An 18,884-nucleotide genomic window follows, 5' to 3' on the forward strand; every position below is an offset into this window, starting at 1 on the left:
GCGGAAGCTGGCGTTCAAGGCGCGCTTAATAACTGCGATTGTGCCGCTGGAGCCGGGACGGCGAAAGTAAACGGATTACCTGCGCCGCCGCAATTTTCGTTAACTCAACGCGCATCCGTTTCCGAGGCGCCCGTCAGTTCACCGCGTAGCTGGCGGCAGGCGCGGTGCCGCAGAAGGCCTCAAAATAGGCTTCCAGCTCGGCGACGGCGCGGTGTTCCCATTCGCTGGCTTGCGCCAGCAGGGAACAGCTGTGCGTCGGACGGTAAGCCGCGGTCTGCCGGCACAGCGACGCGATGGTGCGGTAGCGGCGGACGTTTTCCATGATGGCCAGGCCGTTCATTGTTCGGATCTCCCCATGTCTTTCCCGGACACGAACTTGCGGCAGAACGATTTTCGATTGGTTAGCGCGGCGGGGAGAGCGCGCGCGTGGTTTCCCAACTATTGATGGCGGACCGGCGCGCGTCCGGAAACGTTACTCACCCGCGCGAACAGCTTGCGGCGAAGTGCGGTCGCTTGAGCAGATAACCCCTGGCGAACGATCGTCGGCCAATGCGCTATTCCCCTGATGCCCCGCTGCCGGGACGAGCAGCGTGCAGGCACAGTAAGCCAGCCCGATTCCAAGTAGCGACGCAGAGAAGACCGCGGCGACGGATTGCAAGGTCGCGGACCGTGCTCGCGGAGATGAGCGCGGCCTGTCGGTGGTGACGAGCGATATGTGGCTTGAGATGGACACGACCGATTGTCCCCAATGAAGAATGACGACTTCGAAGATCGGCCGCCGCTGGCAGCGGCGGCGCGGTGTCTGAATCCCATTACGGTCAGCTCTCCGCCTCGTCTCCGGCGAGCCGCATGACCGCGTTAATGGTGCTTGTGCGAGATACCATTGACGCCGCTGACGGCGGCTCCGGCGTTTTCCTCGACGTTGTAGATGATGTCGACCGATCCGGCCTTTTCGAACACCAACGTGCCCTTGATCTTCTGGCCGACCTGCAGTGGCTCCTTGAGGCCGAGCAGCACGATGCGAAGCGCGCCGGGCTTCAGCTCCACGGTCTTGCCCGGCTTGATCTCGATGCCGTTGGCGAGCGGGCGCGTCTTCGCCATACCGTCGACGTCGACGATCTCATGCACTTCGATCTGGCTCGCGACCGGCGAGGAGCCGCCGATCAGGCGATCCGCCGCCTTGCCCTTGTTGGTGATGGTGAGATAGCCGCCCGCGATGTTGGCTTCCTTCGGGGTCGGGCGCGACCAGGGATGGCCGATGTCGAGCGCGCCGACCTTGTACTCGTGCGCCGCGGCGCTGGTCGCGGCGAATGCAGCCGCAGCAACAGATGCAACGAAGATTCTAAATATGATTGTCATGCCGTCCACTCCGATACTCATACTCACGCTGGACAGACAGCCATGTAGAGAAACAATCGGACGCGATTACGACCACCGCCGGACGTGATTGCGGTCACCGCGTCGGCGCGAAAAAGCCGGCTGTACAACCCGGCCGCGACGCCGTGCCAGCTTTGTCATTCGTCCACCACGCGATGGCCACAGAGATGTCGCGCCCGCGATCATGGCTTCGTTTTTCCGCTTCGCTTCCGTCGCGAGCAGGCCGCGCTTCTCGCACGATCCAGTCAATCTGGCGCCCGATTGCGATGGCTAATCGCCAGGCAGTAAGTACAGGGGGCGTATGTGCGTGCGTATTTTGAGCGGCCCACGGCCGGCATCTTTTTTTCATCGATGATGCTTTTCCTCGCTGCTCCTGCCGAAGCGCATCATCCCGGCGGCGGCGGCAACACCGGCAGCGGCGGCGCCATCAACACCATCTCCGCCGATACGCTGGCCGAAGGCATGTTCGCCGCATCGATCCGCTACGAATTCATCCGGCTCGGCCAGCTCAGCGACGCCGACCTGCTCGCCGCCGCGAACCGCGGCACGCATGCGCATTCGCTCCGCTCGATCGACGCCATGTCGCTCTCGGTCGCCTACGGCATCACCAACGACCTGACCCTTGCCGTTCGCGCTTCCGGCGTCCGCCGCTCCGATATCCGCGAGCCCGGCGAGGACATGCTGAGCGGCGGCCATATGGGCATGATGAATTCGAACGAGATGAGCAGCCTGATGAGCGCCGATGGCGTCAACCGGCGCGGCAATTCCGCCGGCTTCGGCGACGTGACCATGCTCGGCCAGTATCGCTTCCACAACAACGCGCAGACCGGAACGTCCGCCGCCGTGCTGTTCGGCTTCAAGGCGCCGACCGGCAGCACCAGCCAGCGCGACAATTTCGGCCAGCTCTTCGAGGCCGAATTTCAGCCGGGCTCGGGCTCATGGGACGGCCTGATCGGCGCCGCCTTCACCAAGCGCACCGGACGCTGGGCGTTCGACGTCAGCGGCCTCTACTACCTGGTCAGCAACGGCACGCAGAACACCAATCTCGGCGACCGCTTCCTGTTCGGCACCGCGGTGTCGTACCGCCTGGTCGGCCCGGTCGGCTCGGCGAAAGAGGTGGAGCTGCACGATTACTGCATGCAGCCGCGCAACCAGCTCCAGGAGCACTGCCTCTACCACGCCAATCACGACCACAGCGACATGAAGAAGACGCCCTATACGCTCGACCTCGTTCTCGAGCTCAACGGCGAATGGCACGACAAGCAGCGCATCGCCGGCATTGCCGACCCCAATTCCGGCGGCACCACGGTCTATCTATCGCCCGGCCTCCGCGTCGGCGTCGACCGCTTCTCCGGCTTCGTGTCGTTCGGCGTGCCCGTTATCAATCAGCACAACGGCGTTCAATCCAAGCCGGATTACCGGATCCTGACGGGGATTGGGGCGCGGCTGAATTAACCGTCGCGTTTACTGAACCTCGCCTCTCGGTCATGGCCGGGCTCGTCCCGGCCATCCACGCTTTCTTAGGACGGAGACCAAAGACGTGGATGCCCGGGACAAGCCCGGGCATGACGATGTAGCTAGCGCCTAACCCTTAGGCCGCGCGGATGTTGCCGAGGAATTTGCCGGTTTCGGTTTCGAGCTGCTCGGACTGCGAGGTGAGCTGGGCCGCGGCGTTCAGCACGAGGGTCGCGGACGCGTCGACCTGGCTCGAGGCCTCGCGGACGCCCGCGATGTTTTGCATCACTTCCTGCGCGCCCTGCGCCGCTTGCTGAACGCTGCGGGCAATCTCGCGCGTCGCAGCGCCCTGCTCTTCGACCGCCGCGGCAATCGAGCCGGTGATTTCGTTCATCTGCCCGATCGTGGTACCGATCTCGCGGATGGCGTTGACGGTCGAGCCGGTCGCATCGCGGATTTCCTGGATCTGGCTGGTGATCTCGTCGGTCGCTTTCGCGGTCTGCGACGACAGCGCCTTGACCTCGTTGGCGACGACGGCAAAGCCGCGGCCGGCCTCGCCGGCCCGGGCGGCCTCGATGGTCGCGTTGAGCGCCAGCAAGTTGGTCTGTCCCGCAATGGTCTGGATCAGCGCCATCACCTCGCCGATCTTCTGCGAGGCCTCGACCAGGCGACCGACCATGGCTTCGGTCCTGTCGGCCTGCCCGACCGCGTTCTGGGCGATGGACGACGACTGCGTGACCTGACGCGCGATCTCCTGTATCGAGGACGACAGTTCCTCCGCCGAGGCGGCGACGGTCTGGACGTTCGCGGCCGTCGTCTCGGCGGCGGCCGCGACCCTCGCGCTCTGATCGGTGGTGCCGACCGCGACCTTGGACATCGAGGAGGCGGAATTCTGCAGCTCGTCGGCGGCGGTGGCGGTGCCGCGGATCACGCCGCCGATGCTGCGCTCGAAATCGTCGGCGATGCGGGACAGAACAGCCTGCCGCTCCTCGGTGGAACGCGCCTTCATCGCTTCCTGTTCGGTGCGGAGCTGCGTGCTCTCGACCAGATGGTCCCTGAAAACCTGCAGGCTGCGCGCGATCCGGCCGATTTCGTTGCTCTGATCGACGAACGGAATTTCGGCCGCAAGGTTGCCCTTGGCCAGCTCATCCATCGCCGCACAGGTCCTGCTCAGCGGAACGACCACGCCGCGGCCAAGCCAGAACGCGACCAGCGCCGCGAGGGTCAGGCCGGCGAGGCCGGCGATCCCAGCCCACATCATCCGGTTGAATACCACGGCATCGATATCGTCGACATAGGCGCCTGCCTGCAGCGCGAGCATCTTGTCGCCCGCGCCAAACGCGCCGACATAGGAGACCTTGCGCTTTTCCTCGCCGCCCGCCGAGCGTGGCGCCAGATATTCGACAAAGCCGCCGCCGGCCCGGGCCGTCCGCACGATGTCCTGGATCAACAGCTTGCCGCTCTTGTCCTTGAACTCCCAGCGGTTGACGTTGATGTATTTCGGATTGGCATGGACATAGGTGACGCCGGCGTCAGTGCTTCCGGTGCCGTAGACGCCGATATAATCGGAATATTCGCCCCAGCGCATGGCGCTGATCGAGGCAAAAGCCATCTGGCGCGCCTGGTCCGCGCTGATCTTGCCGGCCTTGGCCTCGCCTTCATGGTGGGCGAGGATCTTGATCGAAGCTTCAACCAGGTTGCGAACCGTGGTCCGCCGCTCTTCCAGCACCGCATCGCGTAACACCAGGATCTGCAGCGCGGAGACCGCAACGAGCACGATCGTCAGCGCGGCAATGATCATCGCAAAGCGCTGGTAAACGGTGAGGTTACGCATTGCCGGGTTCTCTTCCTATGGGTTGAGAATGCGTACCAACACAACGTTAATCGACTGTTAGCGGGTTGCAGCGATGCCTGCAGCATCCGATCGCGAGAATCGGCGCTTGAAATGACGGCGCCGCGGCGACACAATGGCTCTTTCCTTCAAACCGACACGCCCATGGTCCCCGCACCGAACGGAATCGCATGGTGCGGCAAGAGTGGACCAGAATGGCTGAAGCCGATCTCGACGTTGTCATCCGGCAAATCGCAAAAGCACAGAACAAGAGCCTGATCGCCGCCGTGAAGAAGCGGCGCGACCAGATCATGGCCCGCGCGGCCAAGGCAAAAGACAAGGAGACGCGGGACCGCTTCCGGCTGATCGCCAGGAGCACGATGGAGCTCGGCACCGCCGCGGCGCGGCGGCTGCATAATTCGGCGGAAATCGCCGCCGACAGCTACGCCCGCGCGATCCGCAACGCCGCCGAGGAAGCCGCGGCGGCAGCGGCGAAGAAGCCCGCGAAAAAGGCGGCTAAGACGAAAGAAGCATAAGAACTTTGGTTATTGCGCGCACTCTCACGATCGTCATGGCCGGGCTTGTCCCGGCCATCCACGCTCTTTGATCCGGAAGAAGACGTGGATGCCCGGGACAAGCCCGGGCATGACGAGTTTGTGGAACGATCAGGACACACCAAGCCGCTAAAACGATTCAGGCGCCCGTAACACCCAGCATCTTCTTCAGCTTCTGCACCGCGCTGTCGGGCGTGGTGAGGACCGGCCGGCCGGTCGCCTCGGCGACATCAGCGGCGGCCGGCGCCAGGCTGTACTGGGCGAGCGCGATCAGGTCGCAGTCGCGCAGGTCCTTTGCGGCTTCGACCACCAGGTGGTCGTGGGTCGCACGGTCGCCACGATCGAGCGCGGCCATCGCGCCTTCCACCAGCTTCGGCACCAGCTCGACCTGCGCTGGGAACTCCGGCGGCATCGAAACCAGCGTCGGCGGAAACGTCGAGAGCAGGCCGATCTTCTTAGCCGCCGCGACCGCCTGCTCGATCATCGCCTCGTTCGGCTTGAGCACCGGCATCGGGGCATGCGCACGCGCCACCGCCTCGATGCAGGGGCCGAACGCCGAGCAGGTGAACAGGATCGCATCCGCCCCGGTGCCGGCGGCGTAGCGCCCGAGCCGCAGGAAACGCTCGGTCATGGCCTCGGTGAGCCCGCCGTCGCGCGCCAGATCGGCGGAAAGACTATCATCGAGCAGGTTCATCAGGCGCGCCTCCGGCCAAAGCCTCGCGAAGGAGGCTTCGATCGGCACAATCGAATGTTTCAGGGCGTGGACCAGGGTGATGCGCATGTCGACCAATCTCACCGCGGCGCGGCTTGTGTTAACCGCTCGCGCCGCAGGGTCGTTCTATTTGAACGGCAGGGCGTACATCAACCCGCCCTTGCTCCAGGTCGCGTTCAGGCCGCGATCGAGCTTCAGCGGGCTCGCCTTGCCGACATTGCGCTCGAAGATCTCGCCGTAATTGCCGCCCGCCTTAATCGCCTGCAGCATCCACTTGTTGTCGAGGCCGAGCCGCGACCCGAGATCGCCCGCCGTGCCGACCAGGCGCTGGATGGCCGGGACGCTCGATTTCGCCATCTCATCGGCATTGCCGGCAGTCACGCCGAGTTCTTCCGCCTCGATCAGGCCGTAGTGCAGCCAGGCAATGATGTCGGTCCACGCCTCGTCACCATTGCGGGTGAAGGGCCCAAGCGGCTCTTTGCTGATGGTCTGCGGCAGCACGACATAGTCGGCGGCGTTCGAGGCCGCCGTGGTGACGGCGCCCGCCAGCGCGGATGCATCCTGGGTCATGGCATCGCAGCGGCCGCCGAAAAAGGTCTGGTACATCGTGTCGGTGCGATCGAACACAAGGGGTTTCCACTCGATGCCGTTGGCGCGGCCGTAATCGCCGAGCGTAACTTCGTGGGTCGTGCCCTGCGCGACGCAGACGGTCGCACCGTTGAGGTCCTTGAGGTTCTTCACGCCGGCATCCGCGCGCACCACAAAACCCTGGCCGTCGTAGAAATTGACGGGCCCCTGCCGCAGCCCGAGCGTCACGCCGCGCAGATAGGTCTGGGTCGAGTTGCGGTAGAGCACGTCGATTTCGCCGGATTGCAGCGCGGTGAAGCGGTTTTGCGCCGTGAGCGCGACGTATCGCACCTTCTTGGGGTCGCCGAGCACGCCGGCCGCCAGCGCGCGGCAATAGTCGACGTCTAGCCCTTTGTAATTGCCTTGCGAGTCCGGCGTCGAGAAGCCGGCAAAGCCGATGCTAACGCCGCAGACCAGCATGCCGCGCTGCTTGACCGTATCCAGCGTCCCGGCCTGTGCCGTGAGGCACGACGCGGCGAGCAAGCCTGTAGCGATGACGATTCTCTTCATACTGCCCTCCTGCTAATGACCTACACTCTTCAAGGCGCCGTCGACCGCCTGGCCCAGCCGATCGACGATCATGTCGATGTCGTCCGGCGTCGCGATATAGGGCGGCGCGAGCAGCACGTGGTCGCCGCTGCGGCCATCGGCGGTTCCGCCCGCGGGATAGCAGCCAAGGCCACCTTCGAAGGCGATTGCCTTGACGCGCTGATGCAGTTTGAGCGCAGGATCGAACGGCGCACGGGTGGCACGATCGGCTACAAGCTCGATCGCCCAAAACAGGCCGCGGCCCCTGATGTCGCCGACATGCCGGTGATTGCCGAAACGCTCGGTCAGCCGCCGTTCTAGCTGAGCGCCGAGAGCCCTGACACGGTCCAGCAACTGCTCCTCCTCGATCACGCGCTGCACTTCGAGCGCCGCCGCGCAAGCCATCGGATGCGCCAGATAGGTATGGCCGTGCTGGAACGCGCCCGAGCCGTCGCGGATAGCATCGATGACGCGCCCGCTCGCCAGCATGGCGCCGATCGGCTGATAACCGCCGCCGAGGCCCTTGGCGACCGTCTGGATATCGGGCGCAATGCCTTCCTGCTCCCAGGCGTGGACCGTGCCGGTGCGGCCCATGCCGCACATCACCTCGTCGAGCATGACGAGCGCGCCGTATCGATCGCAGATCTCACTGATAGCGCGGAAATATCCTTCCGGCGCCGGCACGCAGCCGGCGGTCGCGCCGACGACCGGCTCGGCGATGAACGCCGCGACGTTCTCCGGACCGAGGCGCTGGAATTCCGCATCGAGCTCCGCCGCCAGACGACCGACGAAATCGGTCTCGGATTCGCCGTCGCGCTTTTCGTGATAGGCAAACGCCGGCGTGACGTGGCTGAACGCGGTTGACAGCAGCGGCGCATAGGGCTCGCGGCGCCAGGCATTGCCGCCGGCCGCCAACGCGCCCAGCGTATTGCCATGATAGCTCTGGCGCCGCGCGATGAAGTGCCGGCGCTGCGGCTGGCCGATCTCGATGAAATATTGCCGCGCCAGCTTGATGCCGGCCTCGACGGCCTCCGAACCACCGCTGACGAGATAGGCATAAGCCAGCCCGCCGGGCTCATGGCCGACGAGCTTGTCGGCCAGCGCTTCGGCCGGCTCGGACGAGAAGAAGCCCGTATGGGCATAGGCGAGCCTGGACGCCTGCCGCGCCATCGCCTCGAGCACGCGCGGGTGCTGGTGGCCAAGACAGGAGACGGCGGCGCCGCCGGACCCGTCCAAAATCCGCCGGCCGTCCTCGGCAATCAGCCAGACGCCTTCGCCGCCGATTGCCTTGGGCGGAGTTTGACGCAGGCTTCGATGCAGCACCCGGCTCTGACTGGCGCGCATAATAGTCAACCTTTCTCGGCAACGTATTGCGACATCGCGGCGAGCCGGCCTTCGGTCTCCTCGAGCCGGCGCTTGGCCTTGGCACCGCCGAGCACGAAGCTGACCGCCGCCAGCGACTGCGCGATCGCAATGGCGCCGGTCAAGCTCGGAAAGAACCCGGGCGATGCGGCCGCTTCGAACAGCAGCAGGTGATCGGCGCCCTCTGCCATCGGCGCGGTAACGGCATCGGCAATCGCGATCAGCGTGGCGCCGGAATCATGCGCGGCGCGCGCCGACAGCACGCTCGCCCTGGAATAGGGCGTAAAGCCGATGACCACGACCGCGTCGCCGCTTCCGAAGGCGCCGAGGTCGAGATCCTCCGGACCGGCACCCCCGACCAGTTGCACCTCGTCGGGCCGGAACAGGCGAAGCTGATAGTTGAGCAATTCGGCGACGCTGCGACAGCTTCGAAAGCCCGCGATCCAGATTCGCCGCGCTTCATGCAGGGCCTTGGCTGCATCGGCCACCGAGCCGGTGGAAATGCGCGAAAGGCCCGCCGCCTCGGCCTCCAGCTTGTCGGCGACCAGCGATATCTCGGCGTGGGGTCCTTTGCGGCCGCCGCGGGTGCGGGCCGAGAACGGCTGCGCCTGCGCCGGCCGGCGCGCCTCGGTCAGCGCGGCGCGTAACTCATCCCAGCCGGAATAACCGAGCGCCTTGGCCAGACGTGTGAAGGCAGCGGGATCGGCACCGGCCTCGGCGGCAAGATCACGCATTGAGCGCGTGGTGGCGTCGTAATCATTGGCGGCGACGAAACGCCCGACCTGCTGCAGCCGCGCCGGCAGTGACGGCAATGCACTGCACAACTGGGTGAGCGGCGAGGATTTCGGTTGCGGCTGGGCCATGAAACAAATGTTGCATATATTCCGATTTGATGCAACATATGAAACGCGCCCCGCCAGGACGCATGGCCGAAGATCGCTGCTGGAAGGATCCTTGTGCTGTGACGACATCGACGCCCGAACTCCGCCGCAGGCAATTGCGCTTCTCGCTGAGCCGCCAACAGATCATCGGCCTGATCTGGCAGGTCGTGGTAGTCGGGATAGCGGTCGGGATCGTCGCCTTCCTGTGGTCGAACGCCCTGCATAATCTGTCGGCGCGCCGGATTTCGACCGGCTTTGCCTTTCTCGGCCGCGAAGCCGGGATGCCGATCGCGGACACCTGGCTCGCCTATAGCCCGAAGGACCCTTACGTCCGCGCCTTCATTGTCGGCATCGTCAACACGCTGCGCGTCGCCGTGACCGGCATCGTGCTGGCAACGGTGCTCGGCACACTGATCGGCATTGCGCGGCTGTCGTCGAACTGGCTGCTGTCGCGGCTTGCCGCCGTCTACGTCGAATTGCTCCGCGACATTCCACTCTTGCTGCAACTCCTGTTCTGGTACGTGCTGATGCAGGGCCTGCCGGCGGCCCGCGCCGCGTGGAAACCGATCGAGGGCGTCTTTCTTTCCAACAGGGGGTTGGTGCTGCCCTCTATTCCGCTCGCGGAGGCGAATTTGTGGGTGATCGCCGCAGCATTGGCCGGACTGGTTGCGCTCTTCATCGTGCGGCGGCAACTGACCGCGCGACACGAGGCCGACGGCAAGGTACGTCATCTCTGGCCTTATACGCTGGCGCTTGTCGTCGGACTACCGGTGCTGGTGTCGCTCAGCCTCGGCGCATCCTGGACCATCACGATGCCGGAATTGCGCGGCTTCAATTTCGTCGGCGGGCTGACGCTGGCGCCGGAATATTTCGCGCTGCTGATCGCGCTCGTTACCTACACCTCGGCCTTCATCGCCGAGATCGTGCGCAGCGGCATCCAGGCTGTGCCGAGGGGACAATGGGATGCGGCAAACGCGCTGGGGCTGCGCCGCAGCTTCGTGCTGCAGCGTATCGTGCTGCCGCAGGCGCTGCGCGTGATCATTCCACCGATGACCAGCCAGTACCTGAACCTGACCAAGAACTCTTCGCTCGCGGTTGCGGTCGGCTACCAGGACGTTGTCTCGATCGCCAACACGACGCTGAACCAGACCGGCCAGGCGATCGAAGCCATTGCGCTGATCATGATGGTGTTCCTGACGATCAGCCTCAGCATCAGCCTGCTCATGAACTGGTACAATGCGCGTATCGCGCTGGTGGAGCGCTGATCCCATGACCTCGATATCGGAGGCTCCACAAAACCCGCTACCATTCAACAGCGCGCGAACCCGCAAGGTCCCGGGTGGCTATGTCACCCGCTGGCTGCGCGCCAACCTGTTCGCCTCGGTCACCTCCTCGCTCATTACCGTGATTCTCGTCGTGCTGCTCGGCAAGGCGCTGCTGAGCGTCGTGCAATGGGGTTACTGGAATGCGATCTGGTCGCTGCCCGGCGACCAGACCGCGGCCTGCCGATCGATCCGCGGGATCGGTGCTTGCTGGGCCGTGATCCCCGAAAAATACCGTTTCATCCTGTTCGGCACCTATCCATTCAATGAGCAATGGCGGCCGGCACTGGTCTGCCTGACGTTCATCGCGCTGTTCTTCGTGTCGAGCCGGCGCAGCTGGTGGCGCAAGGAGCTGGTGCTGCTCTGGGCGGCTGCGCTGGCGCTGATCGGCGTCCTGATGTGGGGCGGCATTTTCGGATTGAGCTACGTGCCGCAGGACCGCTGGGGCGGACTTCCGGTGACGCTGATCCTCGCGACATTCGGGCTCGCCTTCGGCTTTCCGCTCGGGATCGTCGTGGCGCTGGGCCGCCGTTCGAAATTGCCGGCGATCCGCTCGCTCTGCGTGCTCTATGTCGAGCTGATCCGCGGCGTGCCGCTGATCAGCCTCCTGTTCATGGCGAGCGTGATGTTTCCGCTGTTCATGCCCGATGGTGTCAACATCGACAAGCTCTTGCGGGCGCAGATTGCCTTTGTGCTGTTCGCCGGCGCCTATCTTGCCGAAGTGATCCGCGGCGGGCTGCAGGCGGTGCCGCGCGGCCAGCACGACGCCGCCGACGCGCTCGGGCTCTCCTACTGGAAGAAGAACGGCCTGATCATCCTGCCGCAGGCGATCCGCCACGTGATCCCGCCGCTGGTGAACACCTTCATCGCCTTCTTCAAGGATACCAGCCTGGTGCTGATCATCGGCATCTTCGACCTGCTGACGACGGCGAAGACCTCGATCATCGATCCGGCCTGGCAGCCGTTCAGTGTCGAAGTCTACCTGTTCGTGGCGCTGATCTATTTCCTGTTCTGCTTTGCGATGTCCCGCTACAGCCGCAGCCTGGAGGCGCAGTCGCGCCACAGCTGACAGCGAGGGGGCCGCCGCGGAACGGCGGACCAGCCGAACGCGACGACCTATGCCGCCTTGATGCGGGCCAGGAAGCGGCCGACCTCGTTGCTGAGCGCTTCGGACTCTGCCGCAAGGCCATCGGAAGATTCCAGAACGTCGGAGGCGGTCTCGCCGGTCTGGTTGGCCGCGTTCGAGACGCCGACGATGTTGTTGGAGACGTTCTGCGTGCCGGCAGCAGCCTGCTGGATGTTACGCGCGATCTCCGCCGTCGCCGCGCCCTGCTGTTCGACCGCGGAAGCAACGGTGGTGGCAATCTCCGACATCTTGTCGATGATCTGGCCGATGCCCTTGATGGTATCCACCGCTTCCTGGGTCGAGTCCTGAATGGCCGCGACCTGCGCGGTGATGCCTTCGGTGGCGCGCGCGGTCTGCGTGGCAAGGTTCTTGACCTCGGAGGCGACGACAGCAAAGCCCCTGCCGGCCTCCCCTGCGCGCGCCGCTTCGATGGTCGCGTTCAGCGCCAAGAGGTTGGTCTGCGCGGCAATGGTATTGATCAAGCCGACTACCTCGCCGATGCGGTTCGCTGCGCTGGCAAGCTCGGTGACCGTGACTTCGCTCTTCGCCACCTGCTCGACGGCCTGGGCCGCGATCCGTGCGGATTCGCCGACCTGCCGGGAAATCTCCCCGATCGAGCTCGATAGTTCCTCGGTCGCCGACGCCACCGTCTGGACGTTCGTCGCGGCCTGTTCCGAGGCGGATGCGACCGCGCCGGTCTGTTCCTTGGCCTGCGCCGCGACCAGCGACATCTTCTCCGCTGAACCCTTCATGCGAGAGGCGGCGTTCGACACCGCGGCCAGCGCGCTGGTTGCGCCGTCGTTGAACTCGCGCGTCAACTGGTCGATCAGCGCGGCCTGCCGTTGCTTCGCCTCCTGCTCGGCAGCCTTTTCCGCCGCGGCCGCGTTGGCCTGGACGATGCCTTCGCGGAATACCGACAGCGCTTCCGCCATCTGGCCGATCTCGTCGCCACCGCGCTTCGTATCGACCTCGGCCGAGAGGTCGCCATCGGCAAGACGCGTCATGGTCTTCTCCAGGCCGACCAGCCGCGCCACCAGATTGCGGCCGATATAGAACCAGACGAATAGCGCGGCGCCGGCGACGCTGATCGCCGCGATCATCAGCATGACGGAAGTACCAAAGCCGATCGCCTCATCGGACCGGTCGGTGGCCTCCTTGGTCTTGTTGGTGACAGCCTTGACCTGGGCGGCGACTTCCTTGGCAAGCTCGCCGGTCAGGCCGCGCGTCTCGTCCAGCAGTTTCTGGCCGAGCTGGCTCGCGGCAAGCTCCTTGCGGCGCGTCTCGAAGATCGTTTCGCCCGAGCCGAGCTTCAGCCAGGCCTCGCCCGCCTTCGGCAGGCCTTCGGTCGGCTGCAGGGTGTTGACGATATCGAGCTTCTCCTCGACCTTGGCCGACATCGCCTTGAAATTCTTCTCCAGTGTCGCAACGCTTTCGGCGTTCGGCGCGACCGCCGCGCGGTCCAAGAGACTCGACGCCAGATTGACGAAGCCGACCAGGTCGGCAAAGCCCTGCGACACCGGCACCTGGGTCGAAACCAGCTTGAGCAGCGTCATCATGGTCTGGTTGGCGTCGCCGCCGAGCGTCATCGAGACCATGGTGATGTCGGCTTGGGCCTTTTCACCGGCCGGAAGCAGAACGTCGTTGAGCTTAGTCTGCGTGTTCTGGGCGGCCTTCACGATCTCTTCGCCGCGGGCGCTGAGCTTGAGGCGATCGTCGACGGCGCCATCGAGCGCAGCCAGCTTGGTATTCATGGCCGCGATCAGCGTCTTCAGCCGGTCGATCGCCTCGCGATCGGATTGCGTGCGGGCGACGTCGTCGAGCCGCTTGGCGATGCCGTCCTGACGTGCCTTTAGCGCGGCCATTTCCTGCTGCCGCTGCGCCTGCGATTTTGCCGCCAGCAGCGTCGGCGCGGAACCGGCGAGCGCCTGGGTGTCCGTCTGCAATCCCAGCGTTTCGACAATCTCGGGAATGTTGCGGCCGGCAACGCCGTGGAAAAGATCGCGAACCTGCGAGAACATCAGCCAGGCGGCGCCGCCCGCGATGACGGTGGTCCCCGATACCGCAGCGAAAGCGAAGAAAAGCTTGGCCCGGATGCCGAGTTTGCGAGTTGATGTCACGGTCTGTTTCCTCAATTCTTGAGCGCAGCTTGTTCTTTACCTGGCGGCAAGCTTGTACTGCTGGACCAATTCCCTGGCGCGGGCATAAAGCCGCTCGCCGTCAATGCCGAGCTTGGCCATGTTGACCTTCCATTCGGCGACCGCCGGCGCGGTGACCCGCTGCAGATCGGCGCGCTGGTCGTCCGTAAAGGCGAGCGCTGCAAAACGCGGATCGCTCTGCAGCTTCTTCTTGGTAACGGCTTCCTGCGCCTCGCGGATGCGTGCGCTGCCCATGGCGAGGTCGGAAGAATGCTTTTCGATGATCTTCTTCAGATCCGATGGCATCGATTCCCACGTGGCGCGGTTCATGACGATCATCAGCGCCGGCGCCGCCAGCCGCGCATCGATCACGACCTTGAGCTGGTCGACGAGAAACTTGCCGCCCGCGCCCTTGGTCGTGGTCGTGGAGTCCCAGCCATAGGCGATCGCATCGACATAACCGCTGGCGATCGTGTCGCCGATCATATTGAGGGGAATGCCGAGCGGCACCGCACCGAGCTTGGCGAGCGCGACACCCACCGTCGTGCTGGGCGTGCGCATCCGCAGGCCGCGGAAATCTTTTACCGACTGGATCTTCTTGCCGGTCGTGAAGATCGGATAGGGCGGCAACACATAAAGGCCGAGCACCTTGACCGAGGCGTAGTCCTTGTCGAGCAGGCCTTCCTTGTAGAGCGACATCATCGCCGAGGTGCCCGAGATCGAGTTATCGAACATGAAGGGCAGTTCCATCACTGATGATTGCGGGAAGCGGCCCGGATGGTATCCCTGCACGGTCGCCGCCATCTCGATGGCGCCCTTCTCGACCATGGTGAACAGCTCGGCCGGCTTGCCGTAACCGCCGATCGGCTTCAGCGCCACTTCGATGCGTCCGCCGGACTCCTCTTCGACCGCCTTGGCAAACGGCAGCAGGACCTGATCGTAGGCCGGCGTGTTTTCGGTGTTGATCGAGCCGAAACGCAGAACCACATCCGCAGCAGATGCAGGCGTCACGAAGAAGGTAGCGAGACCAAGCAGGGCTGTGGCCGCGGATGGAATCCTGGTGCGGGAGAACATTCTGTTTCCTTGATCACCGTCAGCTGTCGAGTTCGGCTCGCAGCAACTGTCGGTCGCATGGCGGGTCCTTGACAGCATCGACCATAGCTTTCGCGAATTAATCGCGGGTAAAGCTTGCAACGGGGCTAAGGCTCCGTAGGAACACGGATTCTCTTCCGCAAAAAAGAATGACGGCCGTCATTCTTCGCGAAGCCTCGTATGAATTGGTCGACCCGTCAGCGGTTGGTAGGCCCGGCGTCTCGGCGCGCTACACCTTCACCAGGCTTTCGAAGCCGCCATAGATCATCCGCTTGCCGTCGAACGGCGGCGAAGTGTCTTTCCCGAACATGTCCTTGAGCCGTGGGTCCGCCATCACCTTGGCGTTGATCTTGTCGCGCTGGGCGCGCGACTTATAGGTAATCCAGGCGAACACGACGACTTCGCCCGGCTTCAGCTTGACGCTGCGCGGGAACGAGGTGAACTTGCCGACCTTGACGTCGTCAGCGACCCATTCGCGATAATCCAGCGCGCCGTATTCGCGCCAGATCTTGCCGCACTTCTTCGAAATGCGGATATAGGCTTCGAGATTCTTCTTGGGCACGGGAACGATGAAGCCGTCGACGTAAGGCATTACGAGTTTCCTCTTCACGTTGAAGACGTCATTGCGAGCGCAGCGAAGCAATCCACCTATCCGTCGTGCCGTGACATGGATTGCTTCGCGGAGCCTGTCATCGGGTGCGCGGGCGCGCGACCCGTTGGCTCGCAATGACGGCGTACCTTTCAGCTACGGCAACAAGATGCCTGAACTGGCGACGGCTGGTACTGGTCACGTAGCCGCACCCAGTCCATCGGATAGGGCAGGCCTTCCTCATGACGCCCGAGCGGGGTGAGGTCGAGATAATGATAGGCGGCATTCATCATGTCGAGGCCGCGCGCATAGCAGGAATAGGTATGGAAGATACTCCCGGCCTCGTCGCGATAGAACACGCTGATGCCGGGCGCCTCTTCGCTTCCGAACGGCGTGGTCCCGAAATTGTAGTTGCCGCCCGCCTCGATCTGCTCCGGCGTGAACGAGACGCCGAAATCGTAGTTGAAATCGTTGCCGCCGGACGACAGCCAGTTGAAGGTCCAGCCCATCCGCTGCTTGAATGCAACGAGCTTTTCCAGCGGCGCACGCGAGATCGCGACCATCGTCGTATCGCGGGCGGCGAGGTGCGGGATCATGCGCTCGAAGCCGTCAGCCCAGAATGAGCAGCTCTTGCACGCTTCATCCCAATCGGGCGCGAACATCAGGTGCTGGACGACGAGCTGGCTGCGGCCCTTGAAGAGGTCGTCGAGCGACACTTTCCCTTCGGGGCCGTCGAACAGATAGTCCTTGTCGACCTTGACCCATGGCAGCGCGCGGCGCTCCTCGGCCAGACGCTCGCGCGCGTGGGTGTACTCCTTCTCATGCGCAAGGTGAGCCTTGCGCGCGGCGATCCATTCCTCGCGGGAGACGGCGGGGTGCGATGGCATGATCGGCTCCTGTGTTCAGGCCAGATAGCTTTCGAGCTTGCCGAGGAATTCCGTCCAGCCGCGCTGATGATTGTCGCGCGCCTTCTCGTCGACGAACTGGGCGTGGTTGAAGACGAGCAGCGAGCCGCCGCCATCCGGCCTGATCGAAATGGTTACCAGCGATTCCCGCTCCGGCGTGGAATGCCATGCCCAGCTGAAGACCAGCTTCTGGTTCGGCACCACCTCGCGATAGACGCCGCCGACCTCATTATAATTGCCATTGGCGCGGAAGCTGATGCGATAGCGGCCGCCGACGCGCAGGTCGATATCGGCCTTGACCGAGCCCTCCTCGACCGAGACAGGCCCGAACCATTGCACTAGCCTTTGCGGGTCGGCCCACGCGGCGTAGATTTTTTCGGGCGCGGCGCTGAACCGGCGCGTGAGCGTGAGGCTGGGCCGCGCGGCGAGTTCGGCGTCGCTGACGGTGTCGTGCTTGGCAAGGCTTGACTGGGTGGCCATGGGTCTTCCTCCACAAAAGCAGCAAGGCGGTCGAGAGCATCGGACCAGAAGCGCCGGTAGCGATTGAGCCACTCCATCGCCTCCTCCATCGGCTGCGCGGTCAGCCGGCACGCGACCGTGCGGCCGGTCTTTTCGCGCGCGATCAACCCTGCATCCGACAGCACATCGAGATGCTTCATGATCGCGGGCAGCGACATCGAAAACGGTTGCGCCAATTCGCTCACCGACAGGCTCTCACGACTGCCGAGCCGCGCCAGCAGCGCGCGCCTGGTCGGATCGGAAAGCGCGGCAAAGGTGCGATCGAGGGCGGCTTCTTGATACTTAACCATAAGGTTTAGTATAAAGGCAAAAAGAACGCCGTCAAGCCGGCGTTCGCATCACGTGTCCGCGAGTTCGGCTAGGTCGAGCCCGCGACGTCAATCAGGTCGTCCGGGAAGAATTCGCGGCTCCGATCAATAGTCCCGGTAAATCCGCATCCGCTGCTGCTGGCCGAAAGCGGCGCGCGGATTGATATTGCAATACAGCCCTCGTCCGGACGCCGCCGCCAGGCACTGGTTATAGGAGGCGTAGGAGCAGTCGCCGGGAATGCCGATGCCGCGGCCCTGGAGGCAATAGGGGTAGTCATAGGCCGCCGCCGGAGAACTGCCGACGGAGGTAGCAATTGTCGCCGCTGATAGCGCCAACAGTGCCAACATTGCATTGCGCATCTTGGATCTCCTTCACGTCACGCGGGAGCCGCGGCGTCTTTGCAATAAAACACCGCGGCTCTACCGTTGTTCCGTGATCTAGATCACTGCACTTTTTCGACCTTGGCTTCCTCGATGACCTTCTTCCACTTGTCGGTCTCGGCCGCGATCATCGCGCCGAACGCCTCCGGCGTGCCGATCAGGGGCTCGCCGCCAAGATCGGATAGCCTGGCCTTGATCGCGGGCTCGGCCAGGATCTCGTTGATCTCCTTGTTCAGCTTGGCGATGATTTCCTTCGGGGTGTTCTTCGGGGCGCCCATGCCGAACAGCGCGGTTGCCTCATAGCCCGGAACGGTATCAGCAAGCACCGGCACATCGGGCAACAGCGGCGACTTCGTCGTGCTGGTCACGGCCAGCGCCCGCACCGCGCCGCCGCGGACATGCTGGATGATCGAAGGCATGTTGTCGAAGATCACCTGGACCTGGCCGCCGAGCAGATCGGTGATCGCCGGCGCCGCGCCGCGATAGGGCACATGCTGCATCTTGGCGCCCGACATCGCCATGAACATCTCGCCCGACAGATGCACCGACGTGCCGTTGCCCGACGAGGCCAGATTCACCTTGCCGGGATTGGCCTTCACATAAGCGATGAACTCGGCCACCGTCTTGGCCGGCACGTCCTTATTGACGGTCATCACGTTCGGCACGCGATTGAAGGCGGCGACCGGCGCGATGTCCCGCACGACGTTGAACTTGAGGTTGGCGTAGAGCGTGGCGTTGATGTAGTTCGCCGGATTGACCAGCAGCACGGTGTAGCCGTCCGGTTCCGCGTTGATAACGGATTCGGTCGCGATGTTGTTGCCGGCGCCGGGCTTGTTCTCGATCACGAATTGCTGGCCGAGCCGCTCGGAAAGGCGCTGGCCGATCAAGCGCGCAATGATGTCGGTCGCGCCACCCGGGGGATATCCGACCACCCATTTCACCGGCCGGGTCGGATAATCCGCCGCCGAAACGCTGCCGATCGAAGCGGCCGTGGAAAGGCCGATCACGGCCAGACAAATCGCGGTGCGACGTGAAATCATAAAATTTCTCCTTGGAGGCCGGGATTCAGAGCCCGGTCCGTTTCTATTGAGGCGCCGTTCTATTGAACCGAACGCGGGCCGCGTTGTAACAAACAAAGTCTGGTGCGGCCAGTGCGACACAGGCGCCGCCGACCGCGACG

At 64.1% G+C, this 18,884-nt stretch carries 19 protein-coding genes; 4 read left to right on the forward strand and 15 right to left on the reverse strand.

From position 1 onward, the window contains the following. Positions 1–133: 133 nt before the first annotated feature. Together QA643_RS38490 and QA643_RS38495 are read right to left on the reverse strand one after the other, a co-directional pair. Positions 134–340, reverse strand: a complete 207-nt coding sequence (locus QA643_RS38490) for a hypothetical protein (protein ID WP_283031128.1) — start codon at positions 338–340, stop codon at positions 134–136. Between the two features lie 518 nt (positions 341–858). Further along, positions 859–1,359: a copper chaperone PCu(A)C gene (locus QA643_RS38495; protein ID WP_283031130.1), complete on the reverse strand. Its 501-nt coding sequence runs from the start codon at positions 1,357–1,359 to the stop codon at positions 859–861. A gap of 321 nt (positions 1,360–1,680) precedes the next feature. Between QA643_RS38495 and QA643_RS38500 the strand changes: the two genes are divergently transcribed. Beyond that, positions 1,681–2,832, forward strand: coding sequence for a transporter (locus tag QA643_RS38500; protein ID WP_283031132.1), 1,152 nt, complete (start codon positions 1,681–1,683; stop codon positions 2,830–2,832). A gap of 136 nt (positions 2,833–2,968) precedes the next feature. Here QA643_RS38500 and QA643_RS38505 read toward each other — a convergent pair whose 3' ends face one another. Then, positions 2,969–4,666: a methyl-accepting chemotaxis protein gene (locus QA643_RS38505; RefSeq protein ID WP_283031134.1), complete on the reverse strand. Its 1,698-nt coding sequence runs from the start codon at positions 4,664–4,666 to the stop codon at positions 2,969–2,971. A 212-nt stretch (positions 4,667–4,878) separates the two neighbouring features. On the opposite strand from QA643_RS38505, the gene QA643_RS38510 reads away from it, so the two are divergent. After that, positions 4,879–5,199, forward strand: coding sequence for a hypothetical protein (locus QA643_RS38510; RefSeq protein WP_283031136.1), 321 nt, complete (start codon positions 4,879–4,881; stop codon positions 5,197–5,199). 157 nt (positions 5,200–5,356) lie between these two features. Here the strand turns inward: QA643_RS38510 and QA643_RS38515 are convergent, their stop codons facing one another. Genes QA643_RS38515 through QA643_RS38530 form a run of 4 tightly spaced genes read right to left on the reverse strand, consistent with a single transcriptional unit; the run spans position 5,357 to position 9,309 of the window. Further along, on the reverse strand, positions 5,357–5,998 hold the full coding sequence (locus QA643_RS38515) for an arylsulfatase (RefSeq protein ID WP_283031138.1): 642 nt from the start codon (positions 5,996–5,998) through the stop codon (positions 5,357–5,359). Between the two features lie 57 nt (positions 5,999–6,055). Next, the gene (locus QA643_RS38520; RefSeq protein ID WP_283031140.1) at positions 6,056–7,066 is read right to left on the reverse strand and encodes an amino acid ABC transporter substrate-binding protein; all 1,011 of its coding nucleotides are present in this window, start codon (positions 7,064–7,066) and stop codon (positions 6,056–6,058) included. Between the two features lie 12 nt (positions 7,067–7,078). Continuing rightward, entirely contained in the window at positions 7,079–8,428 is a 1,350-nt protein-coding gene (locus tag QA643_RS38525; RefSeq protein ID WP_283031142.1) for an aspartate aminotransferase family protein, read from the reverse strand. Positions 8,429–8,433: 5 nt separating this feature from the next. Beyond that, entirely contained in the window at positions 8,434–9,309 is an 876-nt protein-coding gene (locus QA643_RS38530) for a MurR/RpiR family transcriptional regulator (RefSeq protein ID WP_283031144.1), read from the reverse strand. Positions 9,310–9,407: 98 nt separating this feature from the next. Here QA643_RS38530 and QA643_RS38535 point away from each other — a divergent pair, with 98 nt between their 5' ends. Next, positions 9,408–10,592, forward strand: coding sequence for an ABC transporter permease subunit (locus QA643_RS38535; protein WP_283031147.1), 1,185 nt, complete (start codon positions 9,408–9,410; stop codon positions 10,590–10,592). Positions 10,593–10,596: 4 nt separating this feature from the next. Next, positions 10,597–11,718: an amino acid ABC transporter permease gene (locus QA643_RS38540; RefSeq protein ID WP_283031149.1), complete on the forward strand. Its 1,122-nt coding sequence runs from the start codon at positions 10,597–10,599 to the stop codon at positions 11,716–11,718. Positions 11,719–11,765: 47 nt separating this feature from the next. Here QA643_RS38540 and QA643_RS38545 read toward each other — a convergent pair whose 3' ends face one another. The 8 genes from QA643_RS38545 to QA643_RS38580 all read right to left on the reverse strand — a co-directional run bounded on the left by QA643_RS38545 (position 11,766) and on the right by QA643_RS38580 (position 18,744). After that, on the reverse strand, positions 11,766–13,892 hold the full coding sequence (locus tag QA643_RS38545; RefSeq protein ID WP_283031151.1) for a methyl-accepting chemotaxis protein: 2,127 nt from the start codon (positions 13,890–13,892) through the stop codon (positions 11,766–11,768). A 36-nt stretch (positions 13,893–13,928) separates the two neighbouring features. Next, the gene (dctP, locus tag QA643_RS38550; RefSeq protein WP_283031153.1) at positions 13,929–14,984 is read right to left on the reverse strand and encodes a TRAP transporter substrate-binding protein DctP; all 1,056 of its coding nucleotides are present in this window, start codon (positions 14,982–14,984) and stop codon (positions 13,929–13,931) included. Between the two features lie 247 nt (positions 14,985–15,231). Then, a complete protein-coding gene (locus QA643_RS38555; RefSeq protein WP_283031155.1) occupies positions 15,232–15,594 on the reverse strand; it encodes a DUF1428 domain-containing protein in 363 nt (120 codons plus the stop codon). A gap of 149 nt (positions 15,595–15,743) precedes the next feature. Continuing rightward, positions 15,744–16,478 (reverse strand): DUF899 domain-containing protein, encoded by a 735-nt coding sequence (locus QA643_RS38560; RefSeq protein WP_283031157.1) that lies wholly within the window; start codon positions 16,476–16,478, stop codon positions 15,744–15,746. Between the two features lie 15 nt (positions 16,479–16,493). Then, entirely contained in the window at positions 16,494–16,868 is a 375-nt protein-coding gene (locus QA643_RS38565; protein ID WP_283035064.1) for an SRPBCC domain-containing protein, read from the reverse strand. After that, positions 16,835–17,305 (reverse strand): metalloregulator ArsR/SmtB family transcription factor, encoded by a 471-nt coding sequence (locus tag QA643_RS38570; RefSeq protein WP_283031159.1) that lies wholly within the window; start codon positions 17,303–17,305, stop codon positions 16,835–16,837. Before QA643_RS38570 ends, QA643_RS38565 begins: the two co-directional genes overlap by 34 nt. A 123-nt stretch (positions 17,306–17,428) precedes the next feature. After that, positions 17,429–17,671: a DUF3551 domain-containing protein gene (locus QA643_RS38575; RefSeq protein ID WP_283035065.1), complete on the reverse strand. Its 243-nt coding sequence runs from the start codon at positions 17,669–17,671 to the stop codon at positions 17,429–17,431. A 95-nt stretch (positions 17,672–17,766) separates the two neighbouring features. Next, entirely contained in the window at positions 17,767–18,744 is a 978-nt protein-coding gene (locus QA643_RS38580; RefSeq protein WP_283031161.1) for a tripartite tricarboxylate transporter substrate binding protein, read from the reverse strand. Between the last annotated feature and the right edge of the window lie 140 nt (positions 18,745–18,884).

The organism is Bradyrhizobium sp. CB3481 (assembly GCF_029714305.1).
GTDB lineage: Bacteria > Pseudomonadota > Alphaproteobacteria > Rhizobiales > Xanthobacteraceae > Bradyrhizobium.

Coding starts and splice junctions, on each gene's coding strand:
- QA643_RS38490 (WP_283031128.1), bottom strand. CDS start 340: ATGAACGGCCTGGCCATCATGGAAAACGTCCGCCGCTACCGCACCATC.
- QA643_RS38570 (WP_283031159.1), bottom strand. CDS start 17,305: ATGGTTAAGTATCAAGAAGCCGCCCTCGATCGCACCTTTGCCGCGCTT.
- QA643_RS38515 (WP_283031138.1), bottom strand. CDS start 5,998: ATGCGCATCACCCTGGTCCACGCCCTGAAACATTCGATTGTGCCGATC.
- QA643_RS38540 (WP_283031149.1), top strand. CDS start 10,597: ATGACCTCGATATCGGAGGCTCCACAAAACCCGCTACCATTCAACAGC.
- QA643_RS38505 (WP_283031134.1), bottom strand. CDS start 4,666: ATGCGTAACCTCACCGTTTACCAGCGCTTTGCGATGATCATTGCCGCG.
- QA643_RS38555 (WP_283031155.1), bottom strand. CDS start 15,594: ATGCCTTACGTCGACGGCTTCATCGTTCCCGTGCCCAAGAAGAATCTC.
- QA643_RS38575 (WP_283035065.1), bottom strand. CDS start 17,671: ATGTTGGCACTGTTGGCGCTATCAGCGGCGACAATTGCTACCTCCGTC.
- QA643_RS38510 (WP_283031136.1), top strand. CDS start 4,879: ATGGCTGAAGCCGATCTCGACGTTGTCATCCGGCAAATCGCAAAAGCA.
- QA643_RS38495 (WP_283031130.1), bottom strand. CDS start 1,359: ATGACAATCATATTTAGAATCTTCGTTGCATCTGTTGCTGCGGCTGCA.
- QA643_RS38530 (WP_283031144.1), bottom strand. CDS start 9,309: ATGGCCCAGCCGCAACCGAAATCCTCGCCGCTCACCCAGTTGTGCAGT.
- dctP (WP_283031153.1), bottom strand. CDS start 14,984: ATGTTCTCCCGCACCAGGATTCCATCCGCGGCCACAGCCCTGCTTGGT.
- QA643_RS38580 (WP_283031161.1), bottom strand. CDS start 18,744: ATGATTTCACGTCGCACCGCGATTTGTCTGGCCGTGATCGGCCTTTCC.
- QA643_RS38520 (WP_283031140.1), bottom strand. CDS start 7,066: ATGAAGAGAATCGTCATCGCTACAGGCTTGCTCGCCGCGTCGTGCCTC.
- QA643_RS38525 (WP_283031142.1), bottom strand. CDS start 8,428: ATGCGCGCCAGTCAGAGCCGGGTGCTGCATCGAAGCCTGCGTCAAACT.
- QA643_RS38560 (WP_283031157.1), bottom strand. CDS start 16,478: ATGCCATCGCACCCCGCCGTCTCCCGCGAGGAATGGATCGCCGCGCGC.